Origin of the sequence: Pseudomonas sp. PICF6, assembly GCF_009831705.1 — a bacterium.
In the GTDB taxonomy this organism is placed as follows: Bacteria; Pseudomonadota; Gammaproteobacteria; order Pseudomonadales; family Pseudomonadaceae; genus Aquipseudomonas; species Aquipseudomonas rhizophila.
The window spans coordinates 198774-221486 of the sequence record NZ_WUUD01000018.1; the positions used below are offsets into that span (position 1 = coordinate 198774).

Genomic DNA, 22713 nt, shown 5'->3' on the forward strand with positions numbered 1-22713 from the left:
ACACATGCCCTTGGCACGAATGGGTACACATGGAAATGACACCGGTTTGTCCAGTGCCACTTCCGGCGCCGCGCCTCTGCTCGGGGGTTACCGAGCCAGGGCCTGGCTCTGATGGGACAGCTGGGAGTGTTGCAACTGCATGCGCAATTGCGTCACCTCATCAAGCAGCAGATCACGCTCTTCTTTGAGCAGGCGTAATTCGTCGCGACGAATGGTCACGTAAAGGGTTTGGGGAGGACGTGCGGTAACTACGGAGTCCATTGCTCACCTCGCAAATGGCGTACATCAACTATAGAGATGTCGCCAGTATTTGGTCGACACCTCTACTATCGGCGCCGATTCTGATTTCTTTTGCTTGTGATTGGAACTTTTTTATTTTTCATGGTCGCTGTGTCTTTGGCCGGATCTGGAGCGTTATCCCTTGTGATCGCTCGAATTACCCGGAAACTATGCAGCAATGCTCTGGACTAACCTCCACTCGTCGATTGAGCTAAACCTTTGACACACCTTTATTTGTAGTAGGGAGCATCAGCACATGCAACTCGGGATCATTGGACTGGGCCGCATGGGCGGCAATATTGCGCGGCGCCTGATGCTCAATGGGCATACCACCGTCGTCTACGATCGCAATGCCGCCTTTGTTGAAAACCTGAGCCAGGAGGGCGCAACGGGCGTCGCGGATCTGCCGCAACTGGTGGCCGGTCTGGAAAAACCACGGGCTGTCTGGGTCATGTTGCCTGCCGGCGCACCCACCGAAGACACGATTAACGTTCTCAGCGAGTTGCTGGAGCCGGGCGACGTCATCATTGATGGCGGTAACACGTACTACAAGGATGACATCCGTCGCGCGCAGGCGTTGTCGGTCAAGGGCCTGAATTATATCGACGTCGGCACTTCCGGCGGCGTCTGGGGCCTGGAACGCGGTTATTGCATGATGATTGGGGGTGACGCCGAAGTGGTGAAGCGCCTGGACCCCTTGTTTGACAGCCTGGCGCCAGGGATGGGCGATATACCGCGCACCCGCGACCGCAAGTCCGACGATGATCGCGCTGAACGCGGCTACATCCACGCGGGCCCGGCCGGTTCGGGGCATTTCGTGAAGATGATCCACAACGGCATTGAATACGGAATGATGCAGGCCTTCGCCGAGGGCTTTGACATCCTCAAGACCAAATCCAGCGAAAGCCTGCCACCTGAGCAGCGATTTGACTTGAACGTGGCCGATATCGCCGAAGTCTGGCGTCGCGGCAGTGTGGTGTCGTCCTGGCTGCTGGATTTGACCGCCGACGCCTTGGCCAGCGATCCGAAGCTGGACGGCTTCTCTGGTGAGGTTGCCGACAGTGGTGAAGGGCGCTGGACCATCGAAGCGGCCATTGAGCAAGCGGTGCCGGTGCCGGTGCTCTCCAGTTCATTGTTCGCCCGTTTCCGCTCGCGCCAGCAGAGCACCTACGGTGACAAGATGCTCTCGGCCATGCGCTTTGGCTTCGGTGGTCACGTGGAGACGCCGAAAAAATGACCTCGATCGGCAGGAAATCCAAGGCAGAACCCGCGCCGCCGACCACGCTGTTTCTGTTCGGCGCCCATGGTGATCTGGTCAAGCGTCTGCTGATGCCGGCGCTGTACCACCTCAGTCGCGACGGGCTGCTGGGGGATGGCCTGCAGATCATTGGCGTTGACCATAATGCTATCAGTGATGTGGACTTCGCCCGGAAACTCGAGGATTTCATCCGTCACCAGGCGGCGAGCAAGGGCGGTGATGCCGACCGGGCGCTCGACCCGGTGCTGTGGGCCAGCCTGGCTCGGGGCATCAGTTATGTTCAGGGTGACTTCCTCGACGACAGCACCTACCAAGCACTGGCGGCGAAAATCGCCGCCAGTGGCACCGGCAACGCGGTTTTCTATCTGGCGACCGCGCCGCGCTTTTTCAGTGAAGTGGTCCGCCGCCTTGGCGCGGCTGGGCTGCTTCAGGAACAGGATGATGCCTTCCGGCGTGTGGTGATCGAGAAACCGTTCGGTTCCGACCTGCAAACCGCCGAAGCGCTCAATGCCTGCCTGCTCAAAGTCATGAGCGAAAAACAGATCTACCGGATCGACCATTATCTGGGCAAGGAAACGGTGCAGAACATTCTGGTCAGCCGTTTTTCCAACAGCCTGTTCGAGGCCTTCTGGAACAATCACTACATCGACCATGTACAAATCACCGCCGCGGAAACCGTTGGCGTGGAAACCCGTGGCAGTTTCTACGAACACACCGGCGCCCTGCGGGATATGGTACCCAACCACTTGTTCCAGTTGCTGGCGATGGTGGCCATGGAACCGCCGGCCGCCTTTGGCGCCGATGCGGTGCGTGGTGAGAAGGCCAAGGTGGTCGGGGCCATTCGCCCCTGGTCGGTGGAGCAGGCCCGCGCCAATTCGGTGCGTGGCCAGTACACCGCAGGCCACGTCGGCGACAGACCGGTCAATGGTTACCGCGAGGAAGCGAATGTCGCGCCCGACAGCAATACCGAAACCTACGTCGCCCTCAAGGTGATGATCGATAACTGGCGTTGGGTCGGGGTGCCGTTTTACCTGCGCACAGGCAAACGCATGAGTGTGCGGGACACGGAAATTGTCATCTGCTTCAAACCGGCGCCTTACGCGCAGTTTCGCGATACCGAAGTCGATGAACTGCAACCTACGTACTTGAGAATCCAGATCCAGCCCAATGAAGGCATGTGGTTCGACCTGCTGGCCAAGCGGCCGGGGCCAACCCTCGACATGGCGAATATTGAGCTGGGATTTGCCTACAAGGACTTCTTCGAAATGCAACCGTCCACGGGCTACGAAACCTTGATCTACGACTGCCTGACCGGCGATCAGACCTTGTTCCAGCGTGCCGACAACATTGAAAACGGCTGGCGTGTGGTCCAGCCGTTCCTCGATGCCTGGCAACAGGACGCGACGGTCCAGTTCTACAAGGCCGGTGAAGATGGTCCGTCGGCCGCAGATGACCTGCTGACACGCGATGGCCGCGTTTGGCATGCGCTCGATGAGTGATCAGGTGAAACACCCCATCCGGTTTTTACTCAGTGACATGGACGGCACGCTGTTGCTGCCCGACCACAGTCTCAACCAGCGCACTATCGAGGCCGTTCGCTCGCTGCGCGAGGCGGGCGTGATGTTCAGCCTCGCCACCGGGCGGCCGCCCCGGGCGATGTTGCAGCAGATCGAAGCCTTGGGCGTGGACCTGCCTACCGCCGCGTTCAATGGCGGTACGCTGGTCCACCCGGACGGCAGTTTCCTCGCCGTGCACTACCTGCCACCTGAGGCGGCTTTGGCGACGCTGGCCTTGTACGCCGACCAGCCTGATATCGAGGTCTGGGTGTTTGCCGACGGCGACTGGCTGGTGCGCGACGCCAACGGTCCGATGGTGCCGGTGGAGACGCGTGGGCTTGGCTATCCGCCGGTGCAAGTCGAGAGTTTCGAGCCTTACCTGGAACGTATCGACAAGATCGTCGCCACCAGCGCCAATACGCAGCTACTGGTTGAGCTGGAGGCGCGTTTGCATCCGCTGCTCAAGGGCCAGGCTCAGGTCTCGCGTTCGCAACCGATCTATCTGGATGTGACGGCGATGCGGGCAAACAAGGGTGAAGCGCTGGCGACCCTGGCAGCGTTCCTGGGGGTGCCGTTGGAACAGACTGCCGCCATGGGCGACGGTGGCAACGATCCGGCGATGTTTCACCGTGCGGGGTTGTCGATTGCCATGGGGCAGGCGGAGGAGGCGATTCAGCGTCAGGCCGATGTCATCACCGCAGCCAACACCGAAGACGGCGCGGCGCTGGCAATCGAGCGATTCATTCTGGCTCGATGAACCAAGCAAATCCTCAGGGCCGGTACCGCACCACCACTGCTCGATACTTGCCATGCAGAGAATAGCCGCCCACCAGGATCTTCCCGTCTGCCTGCAGCGCCAGGGATGTGGCGGTGTCGAGGCTGTAGCCCAGCCGAGTGCGGACCCAACCTCTGCCCTCACCGAAATCCGGATCGAGGCTGGCGTCCGGCAAGTGCCGGGCCAGAACGAAGTCAGTTTCGATACCGCCGATGGTGGCCCCAGCGCTCACCAGCTTTGCGTCTGCTTGAAGCTGGGCCGCCGTCCACTGACTGGCGCTGTTGCCAAATTTCAGGAACTGACACTGTCCTTGATTGCAGCGAGGGTCCGGCTTGCCGTCCCTGCCCACTCTTAGCGACAGGCAATGCATCGGGTCGCGGCTGCTGCCCAGTGCTTGCAGATCACCGTCTGGAAGTTGGACGATCTGGCTGACCATCACGCTGTGCTGTTGGGTCGTGATGGACAGGAAACCGTCCTCGCCAAAGCTGTCATCAAGTGTGCCGCTGGGATCATAGCGGGCCATCAAACCTTGTTGGGGCAAGTCAATCACTCCGCCGACCACGATGCTGCCGTCGGCCTGAAGCGCCACACAACCCAGCCAAGTGTTTTTCAACAGATGCCGGACCATCACAAAGCCGCGGTTGTTGAACGAAGTGTCCAATGCGCCGTCGGGCAGGAGCCGGATCAGGATGCCGACATGGTCAGATAATTGGTAATGATGATTGGCGAGGATGAGGATCCGGCCATCGGCCTGCACCCGCATGTCGCAGGCTTCAAGACCCGGTACGCCGGGTGGGAGCCAGGTGTCGCGCAGACCTTGGGAAAGATTGCCGCACAGCCGTATGACCTGCCGCCCGGCGCTGCCGAAGCTTTGAACGGCGCGGCCCTGCTGATCGAACAGCGCGATGGCGGGCAGGGTGCGGTCGGTGTTTTCGTAGTGCAGACCGGACAGCAGGATACGGCCGTCGGGTAATTCCATCACCTTGCCTGCCGTGGCTTCGAAGCCGCGCTCAAAAGAGCCGATCACATAGCCATGGTGTCCGAAGCTCGCGTCAGCCGAACCGTCGTGGTTGAGCCGTGCAAGCCCGAACCGGCTGCCTTCGGTCGTTTCGATCCGGGCTGCCACCAGGATCCTTCCGGCATGATCGACCGTCAGGCCCGTGGTCCGGCTCCCGAAGCTACCGGTAAAATGCACCCAGACTTTACCGTTATCGGCAAAGCCTGGGTCGAGTTGGCCGGCACAGGCTGCGGCCGTCGGCATTGCAAACGCGGTTTGATCGAGCATGCATGCCTCTCCTTGCGTGTCGATAAGCCCGGAGGGGCGACGACTGCATGAGGGCAACATTCAATCCCTGAATGTGACAATGCACAACTATCAGACGCTGCAGAAACAGCAGCGAATCGTGCCAGAACACTGGCTTTTCGATCCAGTGCAAAGCCTGCAATCCATCATCAGGTTTACCGCTAAGGATTTACTCAGGCATGGACCAGGATTGCAGGGTGTAGCCTTCCTGGCTCAACTCGGCACGGGCCTGTTTCAAGCAGTCAGCCAGTTGGGCCGGGTCGGTGTAGGCACTGCTTGGAATCTGAGTGCGGCCAATATGAGTATTGGTGCGGTCAATGACGGTCAGGCTCAGTTCACCATTACCGTCTTGTGGAGCCCAGGCCACGCATTGAAAAGGACGAAAGGCGCGGTCGGCAATCAAAAGAGCTTCGTTGATACGGAGCGGGGCGTTCATGGCGTTATCTCTTAAGTATGCCCAATCAAATGATGTGCCGTCGGTTGGGCGTACCGGGCGGCTGGTTACTTGTACTGATGTCTTGTAAGGGGGGGCAGGTCACACATTCCTTAAATAAATTTCGATTTTCTTTCAGACCCGGCTTTTGGACTTTTGTTTGAAAGCTTGATGAAAGATTCAAGCGGGCGACAACTAACGAAACGCGCGCTTATAACCACTTTAAAGCGAACTCGATAATCAATTGATACAAGCAGGTGTCAACTTCTTGCTACTGTTACATGCAGGTTCGCCAAACGACTGTTTTTCCTCATATTCCTTATTTTGGCGCCAAGGATCAGTCATGATCGAAGCCAGTACGTCGCGTCGTCTGCTCGTGGTTGATCCCTGCGATGATTGCCATCGCCTGTTGCCCGGATTACGCACCATTGGCTGGGACGTGGAGAGCTGTTCCCTTGAACATGCGGGCGATCGAACGTGCGATGTGGGCCTGTTGCGACTTCAACCTTTTCATCTGGAACGGCCGGAGGCGGTCAAGGAGTTGATCAGCCGCAGCGGCACCGAGTGGATCGCCGTGCTGAATCAGGAAGTGTTGCGTCTGAAGAATGTGGGGGACTTTGTCTGCGAGTGGTTTTTTGATTTTCATACCTTGCCATTCGACGTGTCCCGGGTTCAGGTGACTCTGGGGCGCGCCTTTGGCATGGCGCGTTTGCGCGGACAGGGCTCGATTCACATCAATGAGCCCGAACATGAATTACTGGGCGACAGCAAACCCATTCGGGAGCTGCGCAAATTGTTGAGCAAGCTGGCACCTGCTGAATCGCCAGTGTTGATTCGCGGTGAAAGCGGCACCGGCAAGGAGCTGGTGGCGCGCACGCTGCATCGCCAATCCCATCGGCGCAACAAACCGTTCATTGCCATCAATTGTGGCGCGATACCGGAGCATTTGATCCAGTCGGAATTGTTCGGGCACGAGAAAGGCGCTTTCACGGGTGCCCATCAGCGCAAGATCGGGCGGATCGAAGCGGCTCACGGCGGCACGTTGTTTCTGGATGAAATTGGCGACCTGCCGTTGGAGCTACAGGCCAATCTGTTGCGTTTCCTGCAGGAGAAACACATCGAGCGGGTCGGAGGCAGCCAGCCGATCGCCGTCGATGTGCGGATTTTGGCCGCCACCCATGTGGATCTGGAAGCAGCCATCGAGCACAAGCTGTTTCGTGAAGACCTGTATTATCGCTTGAACGTGCTGCAGGTGCTGATGGCGCCGTTGCGTGAACGCCATGGCGATTTGTCGATGCTGGCCAGCCACTTCTCGCATTTCTACAGTCAGGAAACCGGTCGCCGGCCTCGCAGTTTCAGTGAAGACGCGTTGGTGGCCATGGGCAAGCATGACTGGCCGGGCAATGTGCGTGAGCTGGCCAACCGGGTACGTCGCGGCCTGGTGTTGGCCGAGGGGCGGCAGATCGAAGCGATGGACCTTGGCCTGACAGGTCATCAAGGGCCGGTGGCGCCGATGGGCACCCTTGAAGACTACAAGACCCGTGCTGAGCGCCAGGCGTTGAGCGATGTGCTTAACCGGCACAGTGACAACCTGAGTGTTGCTGCCCGCGTGCTGGGCATATCCCGACCGACGTTCTACCGGCTTCTGCACAAGCATCAAATCCGCTGAATCAAGCCTTGCCCTATTCGATGTGGGGGCGAGCCTGCTCGCGGTAGCGGTGTGTCAGTCACCAACAGGTCACTGATCTACCACTACCGCGAGCAGGCTCGCTCCCACAGGGCACTGCGTTAGAAGTAATACGGGAATTTCAGGCTAAAGGTGAAGTCCGGTGCATCGTCGGTCAGACCGATGGACAGGTTGGGGACGATGGTCAGGTTGTCGCTGGCGGCTACGGTCATGCCGATGTTGAAGTAGCCGGCATTGGCGTCGCTGGAAACCACCGATTCCCAATCTCCGCCGTCCTGTTTGAGCTTGCTTTTCTTTTGTATGAGGTCGGAAACCGAGAACGACATACTCATCTTCTCGTTCAGCGCGAAGGCAATGCCCGCGCCGATCTGGAAGCTGTCGCCGATCCGCACCTTGCCCGGAATCCTCTGGTTGACGGTGGAGCTTATGTCGTCGAAGGATTCTTCGAAGTTATGGGTGTAGGAAAGGCTGCCGAACAGCACGGCCGGATCGAAGGTCTTGACCAGCGAGATCCCGGGTGTGATCGACCATACGCCGTTGCCGGTGGGCAGCTCTTCAGGCACGAACAGGTTGGTGTTGGCCTGGGACTGGCGCAGCTTGATGCCGAACGGCTCTTCGCCGGTTGGCGCCTTGACGCGCAGAGTGAGCACCGCGTCCGGGCTGTTGATCGATTCGTCCATGAATTTGTAGGCGATGCCGAAGTTGACGTCACCGATGGTGGGATCGCGGGTAACGGTTTCTTCGCTGGTCACCCCAGCTGCCCCTTGGTTGGCACCACCGGACTGATAGGTGGATTCGCGGTAGACCACCGGTACGTTGAGGTCGAACTGCCAGCGATTGTCGAAGTTGTAACGGCCAGTGAGGTCCAGGGTCCAGGTGTCGGCCTTGATCCTGTCCAGGTTGATGTTGCCCAGGAAAATCGAGTCCAGGGCCAGGAAGCCGTTCAGAATCAATTGTCGTGTGTCGTAGCGCGAATAAGTCACGCCGGTTTCGAAGCTGAACTTGCCACCGCCAAAAAAGCCGCTGGCCTCGTCATAGAGGTTGGAGACACTCTGGGCGGGCTGTGAATCATCGGCTAGGGACTGCCCGTAACCGCTGCCGCCAGCCGCAGTCTGGTTGCCTTTCATGTCGGCTGGGGATTTGGCCAGGCGCTTGGGCGCGGGAGCAGCGGGTTGATCTTCGACCTGGCGGACTCGCTGTTCGAGTACCGCCAGGGCTCTTTGCTGGACCTCGTATCGTTGTCTGAGCTCGAGAAGCTCCTGCTTCAGTGCTTGAATGTCGGCGTCAGGTGCTGCTTGCAGCAGGGGCGCCGGTAAAAGGGTGCTTACGCACATCACAGCGCGCAACGATACGGATCGATACATGAAATATGCCGTCCCTATTTGCCCAGTGGTCGCAAGGCAGCGTAGTTCAATATCCGAGATTGCGCAGTCCGCGCAGCTGGGTCAGGTTGCAGTCCAAAGCTCCGGCGCTGAGGCCGTTGTTGTTCAACACCACGTTGAGTTGCGTCATGTTGTTGACCAGGTTGCTGTTACCCAGCAAGCGAGTGTTTTGCAGCAAGCCGCCCTGGGCGACTTGTTGCAGAGAACTACCCTGGTTGTGGTTGGCCTGGATCGCCATCTGCACGCCGCTGCCGGTGGCGGTAACCGCGACACTGCCGGCGGCGTTGCTGCCGCTGATGGTTTGGCCTTTGCTCAGCAGTTGGCCTTGAGCAGGCACCAGTGCGGGTGCCTGGTTGCTTTCCCTGACGTTGATGCTGACGTTGTTGTAGGCGGAATTGCCATCGCCCGCGGCGCGCACGCTCTGGGTCACGCCCTGGCCACCGGCCAGGCCCGCGCCACCGACAATGTTGCCGCTGCCCTGTTGCGGGGCCTGGCCATTGCCGGTCTGCTTGATCGTTGAAACATAGAACTGGGGTTTGACGGTGGCCGCCTGGATTTGCATGGAACTGCTCGCGCCGATCAGGTCGCCACTGGCGTTGCGCCAGGTGCTGCTCATGACGATGCCGAAGCTGATGACCCGACCGGGCATGACATAGCGTCCACGCAGTTCGGCAAGCTCCTGATCCTTGACTTCGATGGGTTTGAATCCGGCGTGGGCATGGCCCGACACAGCCGCGGCAAGGCTGGCAAACGCCAGCCAACGTGAAGTTTTCATGTGCTGCTCCCGGAGCTTCCTGCTCCTTTTGTACTTATGGTTGGCGATTGGTCGGCGATTAGAAAAAGTCGCTCTGTATGAAACCAAAATCCATCAGCTCTGCATCTTTGACCGGGTTGAACCCGTCCAGTTTGTTACGCGCCGTTAGCGGTTGCGGAGGGGTGCGCAGTGCGTTGGTCTTGTCGTAACCCGGGCCGACGATGGCAAACACGATGCCGTTCCAGCCTTTGACGAAATCGTCATGGGCGTAGCGCTTGTGCCCCAGTACGGGGTCGGCGATATAAACCCATTGCTGGTCGGCTCGCTGCAATACCACGAAGTGCTTGTAGCCACGGATGTCCATCAGGACCACCACCGGAATTGTCACTGCCTCGAGCTTTTCCGGCGGTATCCGGTAGCCCCTGGCGCGCATGCCGATGCTTTCCACGTAGCGCTTCATATCGAGCATGGAAAATCCCTGGGTGCGGACCAGGTCATGGTCGGCTTTGACCAGCATGCCCTTGATGACGTGCTCTTCATCCACGTCAAGCCAATAGGCCTGGCGCAGTACCGTGGCCAGCGCGGCGGCGCCGCAACTGAAATCGGTTTTCTGTTCGACGATGTCACTGAATTTGCGCTCGCGCACACTCTGTACTGGCTTGTAGACCAGCATGCCGCCGGGCAGGGCGGCGACCGGCATCTGCGCAGCTTCAGCCACGCCGGCCAGACAAAGGAGCAGAGAAAGGGCTGCCGCTCGCATGATCGATACGCCTTATGCACACCTGGGAAAGAAGCCCCGTTTCCGGGGCTTCGTTTCGATCGCGCTTACATGCAAGCCCTGCAACCGGCCGAAATGGACAGCGAGTTGCTTTGCTGGTTGCCCACGCCCGCCGACACGTTGGCGCCGCCGTTACCGGAGAAGCCGTTCATGGAGTTGGTCATGGTCGCGTTGTTGATGACAGGGTTTTTCCAGCCATCGCGGGTCAGCACTTGTTGAGTGTTGCTGCCGGCCAGTTCGAAAGTGCCCACGGCGGAGAACTTGAACTTGTCGTCATCGTGACCGCCGCCGTAGCCGCCTCTGTTGCCCCAGCCACCATGGTCGTCGTCTTCAACGGTGCCGGTGCCTTTGGCCTTGAAGGTGCCGGAAGCGGCATAGGTGCTGGTGAGGGTGTCGGTCTTGTAGGTCCGTACGCCCTTGTTGTCGACCACAAGGCCTGTGGAAGACTGATCAGCCGAGGCTGCGGCCTCTGCGACACGTCCGCCCGATACAGCGATGGCCAGGTTGTTTTTCTGTTGGTTGAAGTTGCCGGCCGTCACGTTGATGCCGATGTTGCCGGAGCCATTGTTGCCCGCATTGGTGAGCGAGGCGTTGTTTCGGGTCGAGTTGTTTTTGACGTAGTTATTGTTATTGACCTGCATGGCGCTGGAGGTCGCGACCGCCGAGCCGAAGATGAATGCTTCGTCAGCGGTGGCGATGGCGGCGGCATTGTCCTGCTGGTTGCCATCGCCGGCGGCGATGTTGGCGCCCATATTGCCGTTGCTGCCATTGAGCGAGTCAGCGGCTTCAGCCGTGTTGCGGGTGGCCTGGTTGGTCACCACGTTGCCGTCGCTGTTCTGCTCATCCATCACGGTCGCGCTAGCCCCGGCGGTGATCGAAAGCAGTTGTTCAAACGACGGACCTTGCGGACCGTGATTGCCATGCCCGTTGCCGTGCCCGTTGCCACGTCCGTTTCCATCAGCCTGTGCAGCCATTGCCATGACAGCGGCGAGAGCGAAAACCAATGGTTTAAGTGCCATTGTTGGTTTCATGGTGTTTCTCCTTGCGTGTCGTTGGTTAAGTGTCAGTACTTTCTTATGCCCACGTTTTTCGGGTCAGTCAGCGACCCGGATGCTCAGGGTGTTAGCCATGCGGTTCCCCACCCCGGCACTCTGGTTCACCTGGATAACCCCTCGGCTGCCGGTGAAGGCCTGGTCGCTGGTGACGACCTGGCGACTGCCGGTTGGGGTGCCAGTTGCTCCTGAGTTTGGTAACAACGCCACGTTCTGTTGAGAAAGGGCGCTATCGTCGATGCTCTGCGGCCGGGCACTGATGCCCACCCGCATGACATTGGCCATCTGGTTGTTGGCGCCGGCGGACTGGTTCACGCCCAGTACTCCGTTGCCGTTGCTAAATGAGCTGCCGCCGATGCGGGCCGTTGCGTTCATCGACGGGTCGGCCGCGGTGTCCAGTCGTTGACGCACGACAGTGGTGGCCTGGGCGTGAGTGCCGATGGCGATGGCCCGGGTGTTGGTCTGCTGGGTCTGATCGCCAGCGGCCTGGTTGACGTTGAAGTTGCCGGTATAGCGGCTGCCGGAATCCTGCAGATTGGCATTGCTGATCACCGCCGCGCCCGGATCGGCGAACGCGGTGGACGAGCCGAGCAGGGCAAGCAGAAACAGGGTTGGCTTCATGTCACTGACCTCCGGCCAGCCGGCCCAGCGGGGCCAGCCCTGAACTCAGCGAGCGGTTGATCGTGCCGGAGATGGCACCACCGTTGCCGCCACCGTGACCGGCGCGCATGCCCGGCAAGCCGTTGGGGTTGGTCACGATGTTCAGACCTTGTACGCCGGTGTTGTTCGGGTTCACGGCGTTGCGGATCGACGAGCCGCTGGCGACGCTGGCGAATTCGCCGTCGCTCAGCTCGATGCTGGCGGTCGCTTGATTGACTCGATCAGATGGGTTGGCGTTGACGGTGCTCGGGTAGGGGTCTTTGCCACCGTTGCGACCGATATGAACGGGCTGTACGTCACGGGTGAGCACAATGACGCCGTTGCCCTCGGCCTGCACAGGGAGGCTGAACGTCGCGCCAGCGGCGCAGCCGATCAACAGCAGGCAGGTCAAGCTTCTATTGAAAGTCCCCACGGCATCGATTCCTTCTTCGGTGGGCTGGCCTTGGTCCAGCGTTGCGAAGGAGGAAGAGCAGGTGTTGTGCCGGTTATAAAAAATCTATCAAATTCAATGGTTTGCTATATTTAAGGGGAGTTTCGCCCAGCACCTGTTTCATCCGTGAGACATGCCGATAGAGGCTAATGGCCGGGCGCTATCGCTTGGCTCTGGTTCAAGGCTTCGCAAGCAGGTGTTTCAAGAACCTGACAAAGGCACTGGAAAAACCATCGAAGTGCTCTGGAGCCGGGTTTGCCACGACTGGGGTGTTTCAAGAGTGGTACAAACAGAGGGGTAAATCAGGCTTGGAGCAGTCGAGTCACGGTTGCAAACACCCGTTCCCGACGTTGCGCCCAATCGCCTTCAATAACCTGGAAGGGTTGCTGATGCCGAACCAGCCATTGCTCGATAGCCTCGAAAAACCTCATTCGGTCTTCCAGTTCGGGTTGGCAGCGCAGGCCGTCGCCCGTCCATTCGACCTGTTGCGGGCTCAGCAGCAGGTGCAAGTCGTAATGGCGGGCCAGCAAGGCCGGCTCCAGCCAGCTTGGGCAGTCGCCGAACAGGGTTTGGCTCCAGAGGATGTTGCTCAACAGGTGGGTGTCGAGGATCAACAACGGTGGTTTACCGGCGCGGGCTGCGTCTTCCCAGGCCAACTGTCCTGCGGCGATATCGGTGATGTCCGACAGGCGGGTCTCACGCGGGTTCTGCTCCATGAAGTGGCGAACGTATTCGTCCACCCGCAAGCCGCCGAAGTGCTCCTGCAACTGCGCCGCCAGCCAGCTCTTGCCGCTGGACTCCGGGCCGGTGAGCACCATCACCTTCATGTGCGCAGGACCGGGTCGGCGCGCCATTCGCGCCAGCCTTGTACGGCCAACAGCGTGAACAAAGCGTAGAGCGCAGCGGTCAGGTACAGGTCCTTGTAGATGAACAAGCCCACGAAGATGATGTCCAGGGCGATCCACAACGGCCAGCATTGCACGCGTTTTTGCGCCATCCACCACTGCGCCACGAGACTGAAGCCGGTGAGTGCAGCGTCGAGCCAGGGCTGGGCGGCGTCGGTCCAGTGCGCCATGGCAGCACCCAGCATCAGGCTGCCTGCCGCGCCGACCGCCAGGCCACGCAATACTGAAGGCGCGCCCAGACGGGTGATTTGTCGCCCCTCATGATGCTGCCCCGCACGAGTCCATTGGTACCAGCCATAGAGTTGCAGTACGGCGTAGACACACTGCAGCAACATGTCCGAGTACAGCTTCACTTCGAAGAAGATCCAGCTATAGAGCAGCACCATGACCAGGCCGATCGGCCAGCACCAGGGGTTCTGCTTGACGGTCAACCAGACAGCAATCACGCCGAGGGCTGCGGCAAACAGTTCAAGCCCGGACATGGCGATTCCTTGGGTAGTAGGAGAAGGCGGCGATTGTAAACGCTGGCGCCCGTTTTTCTATGCCTGGTAAACCTTCTTGAGCAGGCGCAGCAATTCTTCGCGCTCGGCACCGTCAAGCGTTGAGGTGGAGTCCAGGTCGCTCTGTGCGGCGATTTGCTTGAGTTCCTTGAGCAGGGTTTCGCCGGTTTTGCTCAGGAATATCCCGTAGGAGCGTTTGTCGGGCTTGCACCGCACCCGCACGGCCAGTGCCCGGCTTTCCAGCTTGTTCAACAGGGGCACGACTTGCGGCGGTTCGATCGACAGGGCCTTGGCCAGATCGGTCTGCATCAGGCCGGGGTTCTGGTCGATGATCGCCAGGGCCGAAAATTGGGCGGGCCGCAGATCGTGGATGGCGAGTCGACCGATCAGGTTCTGGAACAGTTTCAACTGGGCGCGACGCAGGGCGTAACCGATCAGATCATCCAGCGCGGAGTCCAGCGGGGCCTGTGCGTCGGTACCGCTGGCCTGGGGCTCGGCGGGTTCGGCAAGCTTGGAAGACTTGGCCATCGGAGGGAGCATCCTCAAGGTGAGTGATTAACAAGGCTATCCATTTTGCCGAGGTTGAAGCGCGATGGCTATGGTGGATATCGAAATCGTGATTTGTCGCTTTGTCCTGTCCGTTGGGAAAAATACAGATAAATGGATTAATAGTTAATTGACATAACTAGTTTTCGAGTTTAATTTTTGCTCATCTTCAGCCAAGAACAAGAGAGCACGCCCGCCATGAGCAATTACGAAGGTCGCTGGAAAACGGTCAAGGTCGATATCGAGGAAGGCATTGCCTGGGTCACCCTCAATCGTCCGGAAAAACGCAACGCCATGAGTCCGACGCTCAATCGCGAGATGATCGACGTGCTGGAAACCCTGGAGCAGGACCCGGCCGCCGGTGTACTGGTGCTGACCGGGGCCGGTGATGCCTGGACGGCCGGCATGGACCTCAAGGAGTATTTCCGCGAAGTAGATGCCGGGCCTGAAATCCTGCAAGAAAAAATCCGTCGCGAAGCCTCCCAGTGGCAATGGAAACTGCTGCGCATGTACGCCAAGCCGACCATTGCGATGGTCAATGGTTGGTGCTTCGGTGGCGGCTTCAGCCCGCTGGTGGCGTGTGACCTGGCGATCTGCGCTGACGAGGCGACCTTCGGCCTTTCGGAAATCAACTGGGGCATCCCGCCCGGTAATCTGGTCAGCAAGGCCATGGCTGATACTGTGGGCCATCGCCAGTCGCTGTACTACATCATGACCGGCAAAACCTTTGGCGGGCAGAAAGCCGCCGAGATGGGACTGGTCAACGAAAGCGTGCCCCTGGCGCAACTGCGCGAAGTCACCGTTGAGCTGGCGCGTAACCTGCTGGAGAAAAACCCGGTGGTGTTGCGAGCAGCCAAGCACGGGTTCAAACGCTGCCGCGAACTGACCTGGGAGCAGAATGAGGATTACCTGTATGCCAAGCTCGATCAGTCGCGCCTGCTCGACACCGAGGGTGGTCGCGAGCAGGGGATGAAGCAGTTCCTCGACGACAAGAGCATCAAGCCGGGGTTGCAGACCTACAAGCGCTGAGACGACGGCGCGGCGGGTGTCTATCCTGCGCCCGCAGGCTGTTGTTCAAAAGCCCTTGGCGCTACTGTGAATGTGTTCCCTATAAAGACAATAAAGAGGAATCACCATGCTGGACGTGCCCCTGTTGATCGGCGGCCAGTCGTGCCCCGCCCGTGACGGTCGGACTTTCGAGCGTTGCAATCCGGTAACCGGTGAAGTGGTCTCCCGTGTGGCGGCTGCCACGCTGGAGGATGCCGACGCCGCCGTGGCCGCCGCGCAAGCTGCGTTTCCCGTCTGGGCAGCGCTGGCGCCCAATGAGCGACGCACGCGTCTGCTGCGTGCCGCCGAGCAATTGCAGGCGCGCACTGGCGAGTTCATCGCCGCTGCCGGCGAGACGGGCGCCATGGCCAACTGGTACGGTTTCAACGTGCATCTGGCGGCGAATATGCTGCGCGAAGCCGCGTCCATGACCACCCAGATCAACGGCGAAATCATTCCTTCGGATGTGCCTGGTAGTTTCGCCATGGCCCTGCGTCAGCCGTGTGGTGTGGTGCTGGGTATCGCGCCGTGGAATGCCCCGGTGATTCTCGCCACCCGCGCCATCGCCATGCCGCTGGCCTGCGGCAACACCGTGGTGCTCAAGGCTTCTGAAATCAGCCCGGCGGTGCACCGCTTGATTGGCCAGGTATTGCAGGACGCCGGACTGGGCGATGGCGTGGTCAATGTCATCTGCAATGCCCCGGCAGATGCGCCGGCCATTGTCGCGCGGCTGATCGCCAACCCGGCGGTACGCCGGGTCAATTTCACCGGCTCGACCCATGTCGGGCGCATCGTTGGCGAACTATCGGCGCGCCACCTCAAGCCGGCATTACTGGAACTGGGCGGCAAGGCGCCGTTGCTGGTGCTGGATGACGCTGACTTGGATGCAGCGGTAGAAGCCGCCGCCTTCGGGGCGTACTTCAATCAGGGGCAGATTTGCATGTCCACCGAGCGGCTGATCGTCGATGCCAGCGTGGCCGATGCCTTTGTTTCCCGGCTGAGCGCCAAGATCGCCACCTTGCGTGCCGGTGATCCTGCGGCCGGTGATTCGGTATTGGGTTCGCTGGTAGACGTCAGTGCCGGCCAGCGTATCAAGGAGTTGATCGACGATGCCTTGGCCAAAGGCGCGACGCTGGTGGCGGGAGGGCAACTGGACGGCAGCATTCTGCAGCCGACCTTGCTCGACGGCGTCACTCCAGACATGCGCCTGTACCGCGAAGAGTCTTTCGGTCCGGTGGCCGTGTTGCTGCGTGGTGAAGGCGACGAAGCCTTGTTGCGCCTGGCCAACGACTCCGAGTTCGGCCTTTCGGCAGCCATTTTCAGCCGCGATACCACTCGGGCGTTGGCTTTGGCCCAACGGGTCGAGTCGGGCATCTGCCACATCAATGGTCCGACCGTGCACGACGAGGCGCAGATGCCCTTCGGTGGAGTCAAGTCCAGCGGTTACGGCAGTTTTGGCGGCAAGGCGTCCATCGAGCATTTCACCCAGTTGCGCTGGGTGACGATGCAGAACGGCGCCCGGCATTACCCGATCTGATATCCGTTGCATGCGGGCGGCGGCGCGTGGACATCGCCGGCCCGATGCAGGCCAGACATAACAATAACAAGGCCGCAGCCAGATGCTGCCACGCTCCGCTCGCTTCGCGCGGGTTCGGCGTGCCTTGATGGAGGAAATGTACGTGAGTGTTGAGTTCAGATCGTCCTCCCGAGCCGGCCCCGGGCGCTATCGCCAGGTGTCGATTGGTCATCCAGCCGTTGAAGTCAGAGAAGAGCAGGGCATCCTGCACATGCGCTCCCTGGAGCCGTTGGCTGCGTTGCCGACGCGCTTGCTTGATCGCCTGGTGCATTGGGCCGAGGTGCGCCCGCAACAGACCTTTATTGCAGCCCGCCAGGCGGGCGGGGACTGGCGGCGAGTCAGCTATGCCCAGATGCTCGACAGCGTGCGGGCCATCGCTCAAGGTTTGTTGAGCTATGGCCTGTCAGCCGAAAAGCCCCTGGCGCTGCTATCGGGTAATGACATCGAGCACCTGCAAATGGCCCTTGGCGCGATGTACGCTGGGATTCCCTATTGCCCGGTGTCGCCGGCCTATTCGTTGCTGTCCCAGGATTTTGCCAAGCTGCGGCACGTTTGCGATTTGTTGCAGCCGGGGCTGGTGTTTGTCAGCGAGGCCGCGCCGTTTGAGCGGGCGATCAATGCGGTGTTGCCGGCGGACATTCCCTTGATCACGGTACGTGGGGAAATGGCCGCAAGGTCCAGGGCAAGCTTTGCCAGCCTGCTGGCGCAACCCGGTGGTATTGAGGCCGAGCGCGCCTTTGCCGCCACCGGACCGGACAGCATTGCCAAGTTTCTCTTCACCTCGGGCTCCACCAAGCTGCCCAAGGCTGTGATCACGACCCAACGCATGCTCTGCGCCAATCAGCAAATGCTGTTGCAGACCTTTCCGGTGTTCGGTGAAGCGCCGCCGGTATTGGTGGATTGGTTGCCGTGGAACCACACATTCGGTGGTAGTCACAACGTCGGCATCGTGTTGTACAACGGCGGCACGTTTTACCTGGACGACGGCAAGCCCACCGCCCAGGGCTTCGCCGAAACCTTGCGCAACCTCAAGGAGATTTCTCCCACTGCGTACCTGACCGTGCCCAAAGGTTGGGAAGAGTTGGTCAGTGCCCTGGAGCAGGACGGCGAGTTGCGCGAGCGGTTCTTCGAGCGCATCAGTCTGTTCTTTTTTGCGGCAGCGGGTCTGTCCCAAAGTACTTGGGACCGGCTCGACAAGGTCGCCGAACAGCATTGCGGCGAACGCATTCGCATGATGGCCGGGCTGGGCATGACGGAGGCGTCGCCGTCCTGCACTTTTACCACCGGGCCGTTGTCCATGGCCGGTTACATCGGCTTGCCGGCACCCGGCTGCGAGGTACGGCTGGTGCCGGTGGACGGCAAGTTCGAAGGGCGCTTCCGCGGACCGCACATCATGCCCGGCTACTGGCGCTCGCCGCAGCAGACCGCTGAGGTGTTCGACGAAGACGGTTTTTACTGTTCGGGCGATGCGATCAAGTTGGCCGATCCCCATGACCCGCAATTGGGCCTGATGTTTGACGGACGGATAGCCGAGGACTTCAAGCTGTCCTCCGGGGTGTTCGTCAGTGTCGGGCCGCTGCGCAACCGAGCGGTGCTGGAGGGGACCCCGTACGTCCAGGACCTGGTGGTGACCGCGCCGGATCGCGAGTGCCTGGGCGCGCTGGTGTTCCCACGGCTGGCTGAATGCCGGCGCTTGTCAGGCCTGTCCCCGAGCGCCAGCGATGCCGAGGTCTTGGCCAGCCCACCGGTACGCCAGTGGTTTGCCGATTGGCTGCAACGTCTTAACCGCGAGGCGAGCGGCAACGCCAGCCGCGTAGAGTGGATTGCCTTGCTCGATGAGCCGCCCTCCATCGATCGTGGTGAAATCACCGACAAGGGCTCGATCAACCAACGGGCGGTGTTGCAATGGCGCGCGGCGAAAGTCGAGGCGCTGTATTGCGGCGAAGATCTGTCGATCCTGCGGGCGAACTAGTCGGTCCAGACCCAAAATCCGTGACAGCAAGGCTTGCCATCAATGTTGTCTGGTCTGCCGCCATCGCGAGCAGGCTCGCTCCCACAAGGATCTATGGCGGACCCATTGTGGGGGCGAGCCTGCTCGCGATGGCGGTCTGGCTGCCCCGCTGATTTTCCTGCGCTCGATTGCTCTTGCGTTCGCTCCATACTCCCGCCGTGACACACCGTCCCAAGCCTTCTACTATGGCGACTCTGTTTTCTCTGGAAGAACCTGGATGAGTAAGCCCGGCCAAACGGTGCTGGTCGCATTGCGCAGGATGATCGCCTCAGGCGAGCTGGCGGGCGGTGAGCGCTTGATGGAAATTCCCACGGCTGAGTTGTTCGGTGTTTCGCGAATGCCGGTGCGCATGGCGTTTCGTACCCTGGAGCAGGAAGGGCTGCTGGTGCGCTTCGGTGGTCGCGGATTCCAGGTGCGCTCGGTCAGTGCCGAGGAAATCGCCGGGGCCGTGGAGGTGCGTGGTGTGCTCGAAGGCCTGGCCGCGCGGCAAACGGCCGAGCGTGGCTTATCCGAAGAGGGGCGAGCGGCACTTGAACAATGCCTGGTGCAGGGCGACGAACTGTTTGCCAAGGGCTATGTGACCGAGGATGACCTTGAGGTCTATCACGACTTGAACATGCGCTTTCATCAGGTGATCGTCGAGGGCAGCCATAACCCGGCGATTGCCGATGCCCTGGCTCGCAACGATCACCTGCCATTTGCCTCAGTCACCGCCCTGGCGGTGGATCGTCAGAACATGGCCGGCGAATTTCGCCGCTTCAACTACGCCCACATGCAGCACCACTCGGTGTTCGATGCGCTGATCCATCGCCAGGGAGCCCGCGCCGAGGCAATCATGCGCGAACATGCCAATGCGACTTTGCGTTATGCCGAGGTGTTCGGCTCGACGTTGGCTGATGAGCGGGTGAAGGTGATTGTTCGGTCGCAGTGAGCGCGCATACGGCTGGGGGAGCTAAGCTTGCTTGCGATAGCCGTCTGTCAGCCGATAGCAATGCTGACTGAGTCGCCGCCATCGCGAGCAAGCTTTGCTCCCACAAAGCTCTCCCACAGGGTATTGGTCAGATATCCAACACCAAAAGTGGCGTCTTCGAGCGGGAGCAGCACGGCGTGAACTGGTCGTTGCAAGCCTGTTCGGCCTCGGTCAAAAACATGTCCCGGTGCTCCGGCACACCTTCCAGCACACGCGTCAGGCAGGTGCCGCACACGCCCTGTTCGCAGGAGATCGGAATCTCGATGCCATGGCTTTCCAGCACCTGGACCACGCTTCGGTCGGCGGGTACTTCGAAGACCTGACCGCTGCTGGCGACTTTCACCGAGAAGCTGCCGTCCGCGCGGGTGTCGGTGGGCGCAGCGGCAAAGTACTCGCGGTGCACACAGCTTTCCCGCCAGCCCTGAACCTTGGCGGTGTCGAGGACATGCTGCATGAAGCCACCGGGACCGCACACATAGAGGTGCAGATCCTCACTGGGGGCGGCCAGGACCCTGGCAGCGTCCAGCATGGTTGCAGGCTCTTCATCGAAGTGCAGAAACACCCGGTCGGCATAAGGCGATTGGCGCAAGCGTTCGATAAAGGCTGCACGCTCCCTGGACCTGGCACAGTAATGCAGTTCGAACGCCGCACCGCTCTGGGCCAGGTGTTCGGCCATGCACAGGATCGGCGTAATACCGATACCGCCGGCAAACAGCAGGCTACGTCGAGCCTCGGGGGCGAGGGGGAACAGGTTGCGCGGTTCGCTGATCAGCAAGCGCGCGCCTGGCAGAATCTGTTCATGCAAATTGCGCGAACCGCCTCGGGACGCGGCATCCTTGAGCACCCCGATGAGGTAGCGATGCCGTTCCTCGGGATGATTGCACAGCGAATACTGACGAATCATGCCGTTGGGCAGGTGTACGTCGATATGGGCACCGGCGGTGAACGCCGGTAAAGGCTGGCCGTCGACACTCGTCAGCTCGTAGCTGCAAATGTCCTGGGCTTCGTTGTGTCGCGCCGTGACCTGGACTTCAATCATGCTCGCTGCTCTCCCTGATGGGTGCTGGCAATCAATCCCGCTTGTGGCTCGCGCTCACGGGCAATCCAACGATCCAGCACTCGACGCGACTGCACGCCGCCGGCATCGATATTGAGCTTGAGCAGGCTGCGTTGCGGGTGATCCAGCAGGTTGCGCTGCTGGCGTTCGAGCATCTCCAGGTCTTCGCTGAAAATCTTGCCCTGGCCCTCGCGAATGCTGGCGGTCAGTGCTTCGTCCTGGGGCTGGAAGTGCCGGGCCATGCCCCAGAAGTACCAGATGGATGTCTCGGTTTCCGGGGTGATGAAGTCCACCACGATGCTGGACGCCTTGAACTGCGGCGCGGCGTGATACCCGCCGTTGCCGGCATGGGCCACGCCGACTTCGATCAGGACGTGGCTGGGCGGGGTGAAACGGCAGATCTGCCAGCGGTCCACCGGCACGTCGTCGGCCAGGTTGTTGCCGCGCAAGGCCATGCGCCAGAAGGGCGGGGCCATGATGTTTTCCATGTGCCGGGCGGTGACCACTTCGTCACCTTCGACCGTGGTCACCGGCGGTGCCTCGTCGATTTCCTTCTGGCCGATGCTCGAGGCGTGCACGTAGGTTTCGTGGGTCAGGTCCATCAGGTTGTCGATCATCAGGCGGTAATCGCACTGGATATGGAACAGGCCGCCGCCGTAAGCCCACTCGTCACTTTCGGCCCATTCAAGATGATGGATCAGCGTCGGGTCAGCCAAGGCCTGGTCACCGGGCCAGACCCAGATAAACCCATGACGTTCCTGCACCGCAAACGTCTTGTTGCAAGGGAACCCACGCACCCGTTGCCCGGGCATTTCGACGGTCTTGCCGTCGCACCCCATCACCAGCCCGTGATAGCCGCACACCAGGTTACCGTTTTCGACATAACCCAAAGAGAGCGGGGCGCCGCGATGGGGGCAGAAGTCCTCGACAGCCGCGACCTTGCCTTCATGCCCACGGTAGAAAACCATCTTCTCGCCGCAGATCTGGCGGCCCAGAGGTTTGTCAGCGATTTCATCGGGGGTGCAGGCAACGTACCAGGTGTTCTTGGGATACATGACGGATCTCCGGGCGGATGTTGTTGTGCTTATGGATCCATTAACTCTCTTAACTAATTCGGTTGTCAATATTTTTGGTGTCCTGGTAGACGGTTGGCAGTCTTTAATGGATCCATTTGCTTCGTTTCGGCGAAAACAAAACTGCACAAATCTTCCAGACACCCTCGCCGCCAGCGGTTAACCTGCTCGTGCTGATACACAAAACGAGACTGCCCATGACAACGCGCAACTGGATCGATCTCAAGCAGGACGCCACGTCCGGCATCGAGACCGTGCGCGCGCATTTCGAGGGGCATGCCTACGATCCCCATTGGCACGACGCCTATCTGGTGGGCGTGACCGAACAGGGCGTGCAGCAGTTCCATTGTCGCCGCCAGCAGCACAACAGCACGCCGGGCAAGGTGTTTCTGCTCGAGCCTGGGGAGTTGCATGACGGCAACGCGCCCCACGCCAGCGGTTTCACCTATCGCACGTTGTACCTCGAGCCACAGTGGCTGGAGCGCGAACTGCGGTCGTTGTTCGACGTGGCTCCGGATAATGCACAGCTGGGATTCGCCGCCACCCTGGCCGACGATGCGCGGCTGGCGAACGCCACGGCCATGGCGTTCCAGAGTTTGCATCAGCAGGAGATGCGCATCGTGCGCCAGACGGCCCTCGACACCTTGCTGGCCAACCTGACCCAGCACCTGCACTGGCGTG

The 22713-nt window shown here is 60.4% G+C and carries 23 protein-coding genes; 9 read left to right on the forward strand and 14 right to left on the reverse strand.

Features of this window, described 5'->3' with window-relative positions; genetic code table 11:
* Nucleotides 1–87: 87 nt before the first annotated feature.
* A complete protein-coding gene (locus GSM73_RS26420; protein WP_171061379.1) occupies nucleotides 88–261 on the reverse strand; it encodes a DUF6026 family protein in 174 nt (57 codons plus the stop codon).
* Nucleotides 262–511: 250 nt separating this feature from the next.
* Here GSM73_RS26420 and gnd point away from each other — a divergent pair, with 250 nt between their 5' ends.
* Genes gnd through GSM73_RS12030 form a run of 3 tightly spaced genes read left to right on the forward strand, consistent with a single transcriptional unit; the run spans nucleotide 512 to nucleotide 3850 of the window.
* The gene (gnd, locus tag GSM73_RS12020; protein ID WP_256244141.1) at nucleotides 512–1516 is read left to right on the forward strand and encodes a phosphogluconate dehydrogenase (NAD(+)-dependent, decarboxylating); all 1005 of its coding nucleotides are present in this window, start codon (nucleotides 512–514) and stop codon (nucleotides 1514–1516) included.
* Nucleotides 1513–3036, forward strand: a complete 1524-nt coding sequence (gene zwf / locus GSM73_RS12025; RefSeq protein ID WP_076384973.1) for a glucose-6-phosphate dehydrogenase — start codon at nucleotides 1513–1515, stop codon at nucleotides 3034–3036. Before gnd ends, zwf begins: the two co-directional genes overlap by 4 nt.
* Nucleotides 3029–3850 (forward strand): HAD family hydrolase, encoded by an 822-nt coding sequence (locus GSM73_RS12030; protein ID WP_047226638.1) that lies wholly within the window; start codon nucleotides 3029–3031, stop codon nucleotides 3848–3850. Before zwf ends, GSM73_RS12030 begins: the two co-directional genes overlap by 8 nt.
* Nucleotides 3851–3863: 13 nt before the next feature.
* Here the strand turns inward: GSM73_RS12030 and GSM73_RS12035 are convergent, their stop codons facing one another.
* Nucleotides 3864–5153, reverse strand: a complete 1290-nt coding sequence (locus tag GSM73_RS12035; protein WP_160892647.1) for a hypothetical protein — start codon at nucleotides 5151–5153, stop codon at nucleotides 3864–3866.
* Nucleotides 5154–5340: 187 nt separating this feature from the next.
* Nucleotides 5341–5607, reverse strand: a complete 267-nt coding sequence (locus tag GSM73_RS12040) for a hypothetical protein (RefSeq protein ID WP_047226544.1) — start codon at nucleotides 5605–5607, stop codon at nucleotides 5341–5343.
* 340 nt (nucleotides 5608–5947) lie between these two features.
* Here GSM73_RS12040 and GSM73_RS12045 point away from each other — a divergent pair, with 340 nt between their 5' ends.
* Nucleotides 5948–7273, forward strand: coding sequence for a sigma-54 dependent transcriptional regulator (locus GSM73_RS12045; RefSeq protein ID WP_047226543.1), 1326 nt, complete (start codon nucleotides 5948–5950; stop codon nucleotides 7271–7273).
* 119 nt (nucleotides 7274–7392) lie between these two features.
* On the opposite strand, the gene GSM73_RS12050 is transcribed toward GSM73_RS12045, so the two are convergent.
* The 9 genes from GSM73_RS12050 to GSM73_RS12090 all read right to left on the reverse strand — a co-directional run bounded on the left by GSM73_RS12050 (nucleotide 7393) and on the right by GSM73_RS12090 (nucleotide 14280).
* Nucleotides 7393–8655, reverse strand: coding sequence for a transporter (locus GSM73_RS12050; RefSeq protein ID WP_076384969.1), 1263 nt, complete (start codon nucleotides 8653–8655; stop codon nucleotides 7393–7395).
* A 46-nt stretch (nucleotides 8656–8701) separates the two neighbouring features.
* On the reverse strand, nucleotides 8702–9448 hold the full coding sequence (locus tag GSM73_RS12055) for a hypothetical protein (protein WP_076384967.1): 747 nt from the start codon (nucleotides 9446–9448) through the stop codon (nucleotides 8702–8704).
* Between the two features lie 58 nt (nucleotides 9449–9506).
* Nucleotides 9507–10187, reverse strand: a complete 681-nt coding sequence (locus tag GSM73_RS12060; protein ID WP_092397940.1) for a C39 family peptidase — start codon at nucleotides 10185–10187, stop codon at nucleotides 9507–9509.
* A gap of 65 nt (nucleotides 10188–10252) precedes the next feature.
* Nucleotides 10253–11236 (reverse strand): heme utilization protein, encoded by a 984-nt coding sequence (locus GSM73_RS12065; protein ID WP_107322510.1) that lies wholly within the window; start codon nucleotides 11234–11236, stop codon nucleotides 10253–10255.
* A gap of 63 nt (nucleotides 11237–11299) precedes the next feature.
* The gene (locus tag GSM73_RS12070) at nucleotides 11300–11878 is read right to left on the reverse strand and encodes an adhesin (protein WP_139050352.1); all 579 of its coding nucleotides are present in this window, start codon (nucleotides 11876–11878) and stop codon (nucleotides 11300–11302) included.
* Nucleotide 11879: 1 nt separating this feature from the next.
* Complete coding sequence (locus GSM73_RS12075) at nucleotides 11880–12329, reverse strand: hypothetical protein (RefSeq protein ID WP_076384961.1); 450 nt, start codon at nucleotides 12327–12329, stop codon at nucleotides 11880–11882.
* A 320-nt stretch (nucleotides 12330–12649) separates the two neighbouring features.
* Nucleotides 12650–13174 (reverse strand): AAA family ATPase, encoded by a 525-nt coding sequence (locus tag GSM73_RS12080; protein ID WP_047226536.1) that lies wholly within the window; start codon nucleotides 13172–13174, stop codon nucleotides 12650–12652.
* On the reverse strand, nucleotides 13171–13734 hold the full coding sequence (gene pnuC, locus GSM73_RS12085; protein WP_047226535.1) for a nicotinamide riboside transporter PnuC: 564 nt from the start codon (nucleotides 13732–13734) through the stop codon (nucleotides 13171–13173). The genes GSM73_RS12080 and pnuC overlap by 4 nt, the downstream gene beginning before the upstream one ends.
* A gap of 57 nt (nucleotides 13735–13791) precedes the next feature.
* On the reverse strand, nucleotides 13792–14280 hold the full coding sequence (locus GSM73_RS12090) for a MarR family winged helix-turn-helix transcriptional regulator (protein ID WP_047226534.1): 489 nt from the start codon (nucleotides 14278–14280) through the stop codon (nucleotides 13792–13794).
* 216 nt (nucleotides 14281–14496) lie between these two features.
* Here GSM73_RS12090 and GSM73_RS12095 point away from each other — a divergent pair, with 216 nt between their 5' ends.
* The 4 genes from GSM73_RS12095 to GSM73_RS12110 all read left to right on the forward strand — a co-directional run bounded on the left by GSM73_RS12095 (nucleotide 14497) and on the right by GSM73_RS12110 (nucleotide 19863).
* Nucleotides 14497–15327 (forward strand): p-hydroxycinnamoyl CoA hydratase/lyase, encoded by an 831-nt coding sequence (locus GSM73_RS12095; protein WP_003202420.1) that lies wholly within the window; start codon nucleotides 14497–14499, stop codon nucleotides 15325–15327.
* Nucleotides 15328–15433: 106 nt separating this feature from the next.
* Nucleotides 15434–16882, forward strand: coding sequence for an aldehyde dehydrogenase (locus tag GSM73_RS12100; RefSeq protein WP_160892649.1), 1449 nt, complete (start codon nucleotides 15434–15436; stop codon nucleotides 16880–16882).
* 142 nt (nucleotides 16883–17024) lie between these two features.
* The gene (locus GSM73_RS12105) at nucleotides 17025–18893 is read left to right on the forward strand and encodes a feruloyl-CoA synthase (RefSeq protein WP_047226637.1); all 1869 of its coding nucleotides are present in this window, start codon (nucleotides 17025–17027) and stop codon (nucleotides 18891–18893) included.
* Nucleotides 18894–19149: 256 nt separating this feature from the next.
* On the forward strand, nucleotides 19150–19863 hold the full coding sequence (locus GSM73_RS12110; RefSeq protein WP_160892651.1) for a GntR family transcriptional regulator: 714 nt from the start codon (nucleotides 19150–19152) through the stop codon (nucleotides 19861–19863).
* Nucleotides 19864–19990: 127 nt separating this feature from the next.
* On the opposite strand, the gene GSM73_RS12115 is transcribed toward GSM73_RS12110, so the two are convergent.
* Nucleotides 19991–20941 carry a PDR/VanB family oxidoreductase gene (locus GSM73_RS12115; protein ID WP_076384957.1) on the reverse strand — a complete coding sequence of 317 codons (951 nt, stop codon included), beginning with the start codon at nucleotides 20939–20941 and terminating at the stop codon, nucleotides 19991–19993.
* The gene (locus GSM73_RS12120) at nucleotides 20938–22014 is read right to left on the reverse strand and encodes an aromatic ring-hydroxylating dioxygenase subunit alpha (RefSeq protein WP_047226530.1); all 1077 of its coding nucleotides are present in this window, start codon (nucleotides 22012–22014) and stop codon (nucleotides 20938–20940) included. Before GSM73_RS12120 ends, GSM73_RS12115 begins: the two co-directional genes overlap by 4 nt.
* Before the next feature lie 215 nt (nucleotides 22015–22229).
* On the opposite strand from GSM73_RS12120, the gene GSM73_RS27245 reads away from it, so the two are divergent.
* Nucleotides 22230–22713: AraC family ligand binding domain-containing protein (locus GSM73_RS27245; protein ID WP_256676868.1), on the forward strand; the 484-nt coding region annotated here is incomplete at its 3' end.

Bases quoted from the DNA above. Each gene is read 5' to 3' on its own strand.
- GSM73_RS12070 (WP_139050352.1), bottom strand. From the start codon at position 11,878: ATGAAGCCAACCCTGTTTCTGCTTGCCCTGCTCGGCTCGTCCACCGCG.
- GSM73_RS12110 (WP_160892651.1), top strand. From the start codon at position 19,150: ATGAGTAAGCCCGGCCAAACGGTGCTGGTCGCATTGCGCAGGATGATC.
- GSM73_RS12045 (WP_047226543.1), top strand. From the start codon at position 5,948: ATGATCGAAGCCAGTACGTCGCGTCGTCTGCTCGTGGTTGATCCCTGC.
- GSM73_RS12095 (WP_003202420.1), top strand. From the start codon at position 14,497: ATGAGCAATTACGAAGGTCGCTGGAAAACGGTCAAGGTCGATATCGAG.
- GSM73_RS12060 (WP_092397940.1), bottom strand. From the start codon at position 10,187: ATGCGAGCGGCAGCCCTTTCTCTGCTCCTTTGTCTGGCCGGCGTGGCT.
- GSM73_RS12080 (WP_047226536.1), bottom strand. From the start codon at position 13,174: ATGAAGGTGATGGTGCTCACCGGCCCGGAGTCCAGCGGCAAGAGCTGG.
- GSM73_RS12115 (WP_076384957.1), bottom strand. From the start codon at position 20,941: ATGATTGAAGTCCAGGTCACGGCGCGACACAACGAAGCCCAGGACATT.
- zwf (WP_076384973.1), top strand. From the start codon at position 1,513: ATGACCTCGATCGGCAGGAAATCCAAGGCAGAACCCGCGCCGCCGACC.
- pnuC (WP_047226535.1), bottom strand. From the start codon at position 13,734: ATGTCCGGGCTTGAACTGTTTGCCGCAGCCCTCGGCGTGATTGCTGTC.
- GSM73_RS12035 (WP_160892647.1), bottom strand. From the start codon at position 5,153: ATGCTCGATCAAACCGCGTTTGCAATGCCGACGGCCGCAGCCTGTGCC.
- GSM73_RS12120 (WP_047226530.1), bottom strand. From the start codon at position 22,014: ATGTATCCCAAGAACACCTGGTACGTTGCCTGCACCCCCGATGAAATC.
- GSM73_RS12040 (WP_047226544.1), bottom strand. From the start codon at position 5,607: ATGAACGCCCCGCTCCGTATCAACGAAGCTCTTTTGATTGCCGACCGC.
- GSM73_RS12030 (WP_047226638.1), top strand. From the start codon at position 3,029: ATGAGTGATCAGGTGAAACACCCCATCCGGTTTTTACTCAGTGACATG.
- GSM73_RS12065 (WP_107322510.1), bottom strand. From the start codon at position 11,236: ATGAAACCAACAATGGCACTTAAACCATTGGTTTTCGCTCTCGCCGCT.
- GSM73_RS12100 (WP_160892649.1), top strand. From the start codon at position 15,434: ATGCTGGACGTGCCCCTGTTGATCGGCGGCCAGTCGTGCCCCGCCCGT.
- GSM73_RS12055 (WP_076384967.1), bottom strand. From the start codon at position 9,448: ATGAAAACTTCACGTTGGCTGGCGTTTGCCAGCCTTGCCGCGGCTGTG.
- GSM73_RS26420 (WP_171061379.1), bottom strand. From the start codon at position 261: ATGGACTCCGTAGTTACCGCACGTCCTCCCCAAACCCTTTACGTGACC.
- GSM73_RS12050 (WP_076384969.1), bottom strand. From the start codon at position 8,655: ATGTATCGATCCGTATCGTTGCGCGCTGTGATGTGCGTAAGCACCCTT.
- GSM73_RS12090 (WP_047226534.1), bottom strand. From the start codon at position 14,280: ATGGCCAAGTCTTCCAAGCTTGCCGAACCCGCCGAGCCCCAGGCCAGC.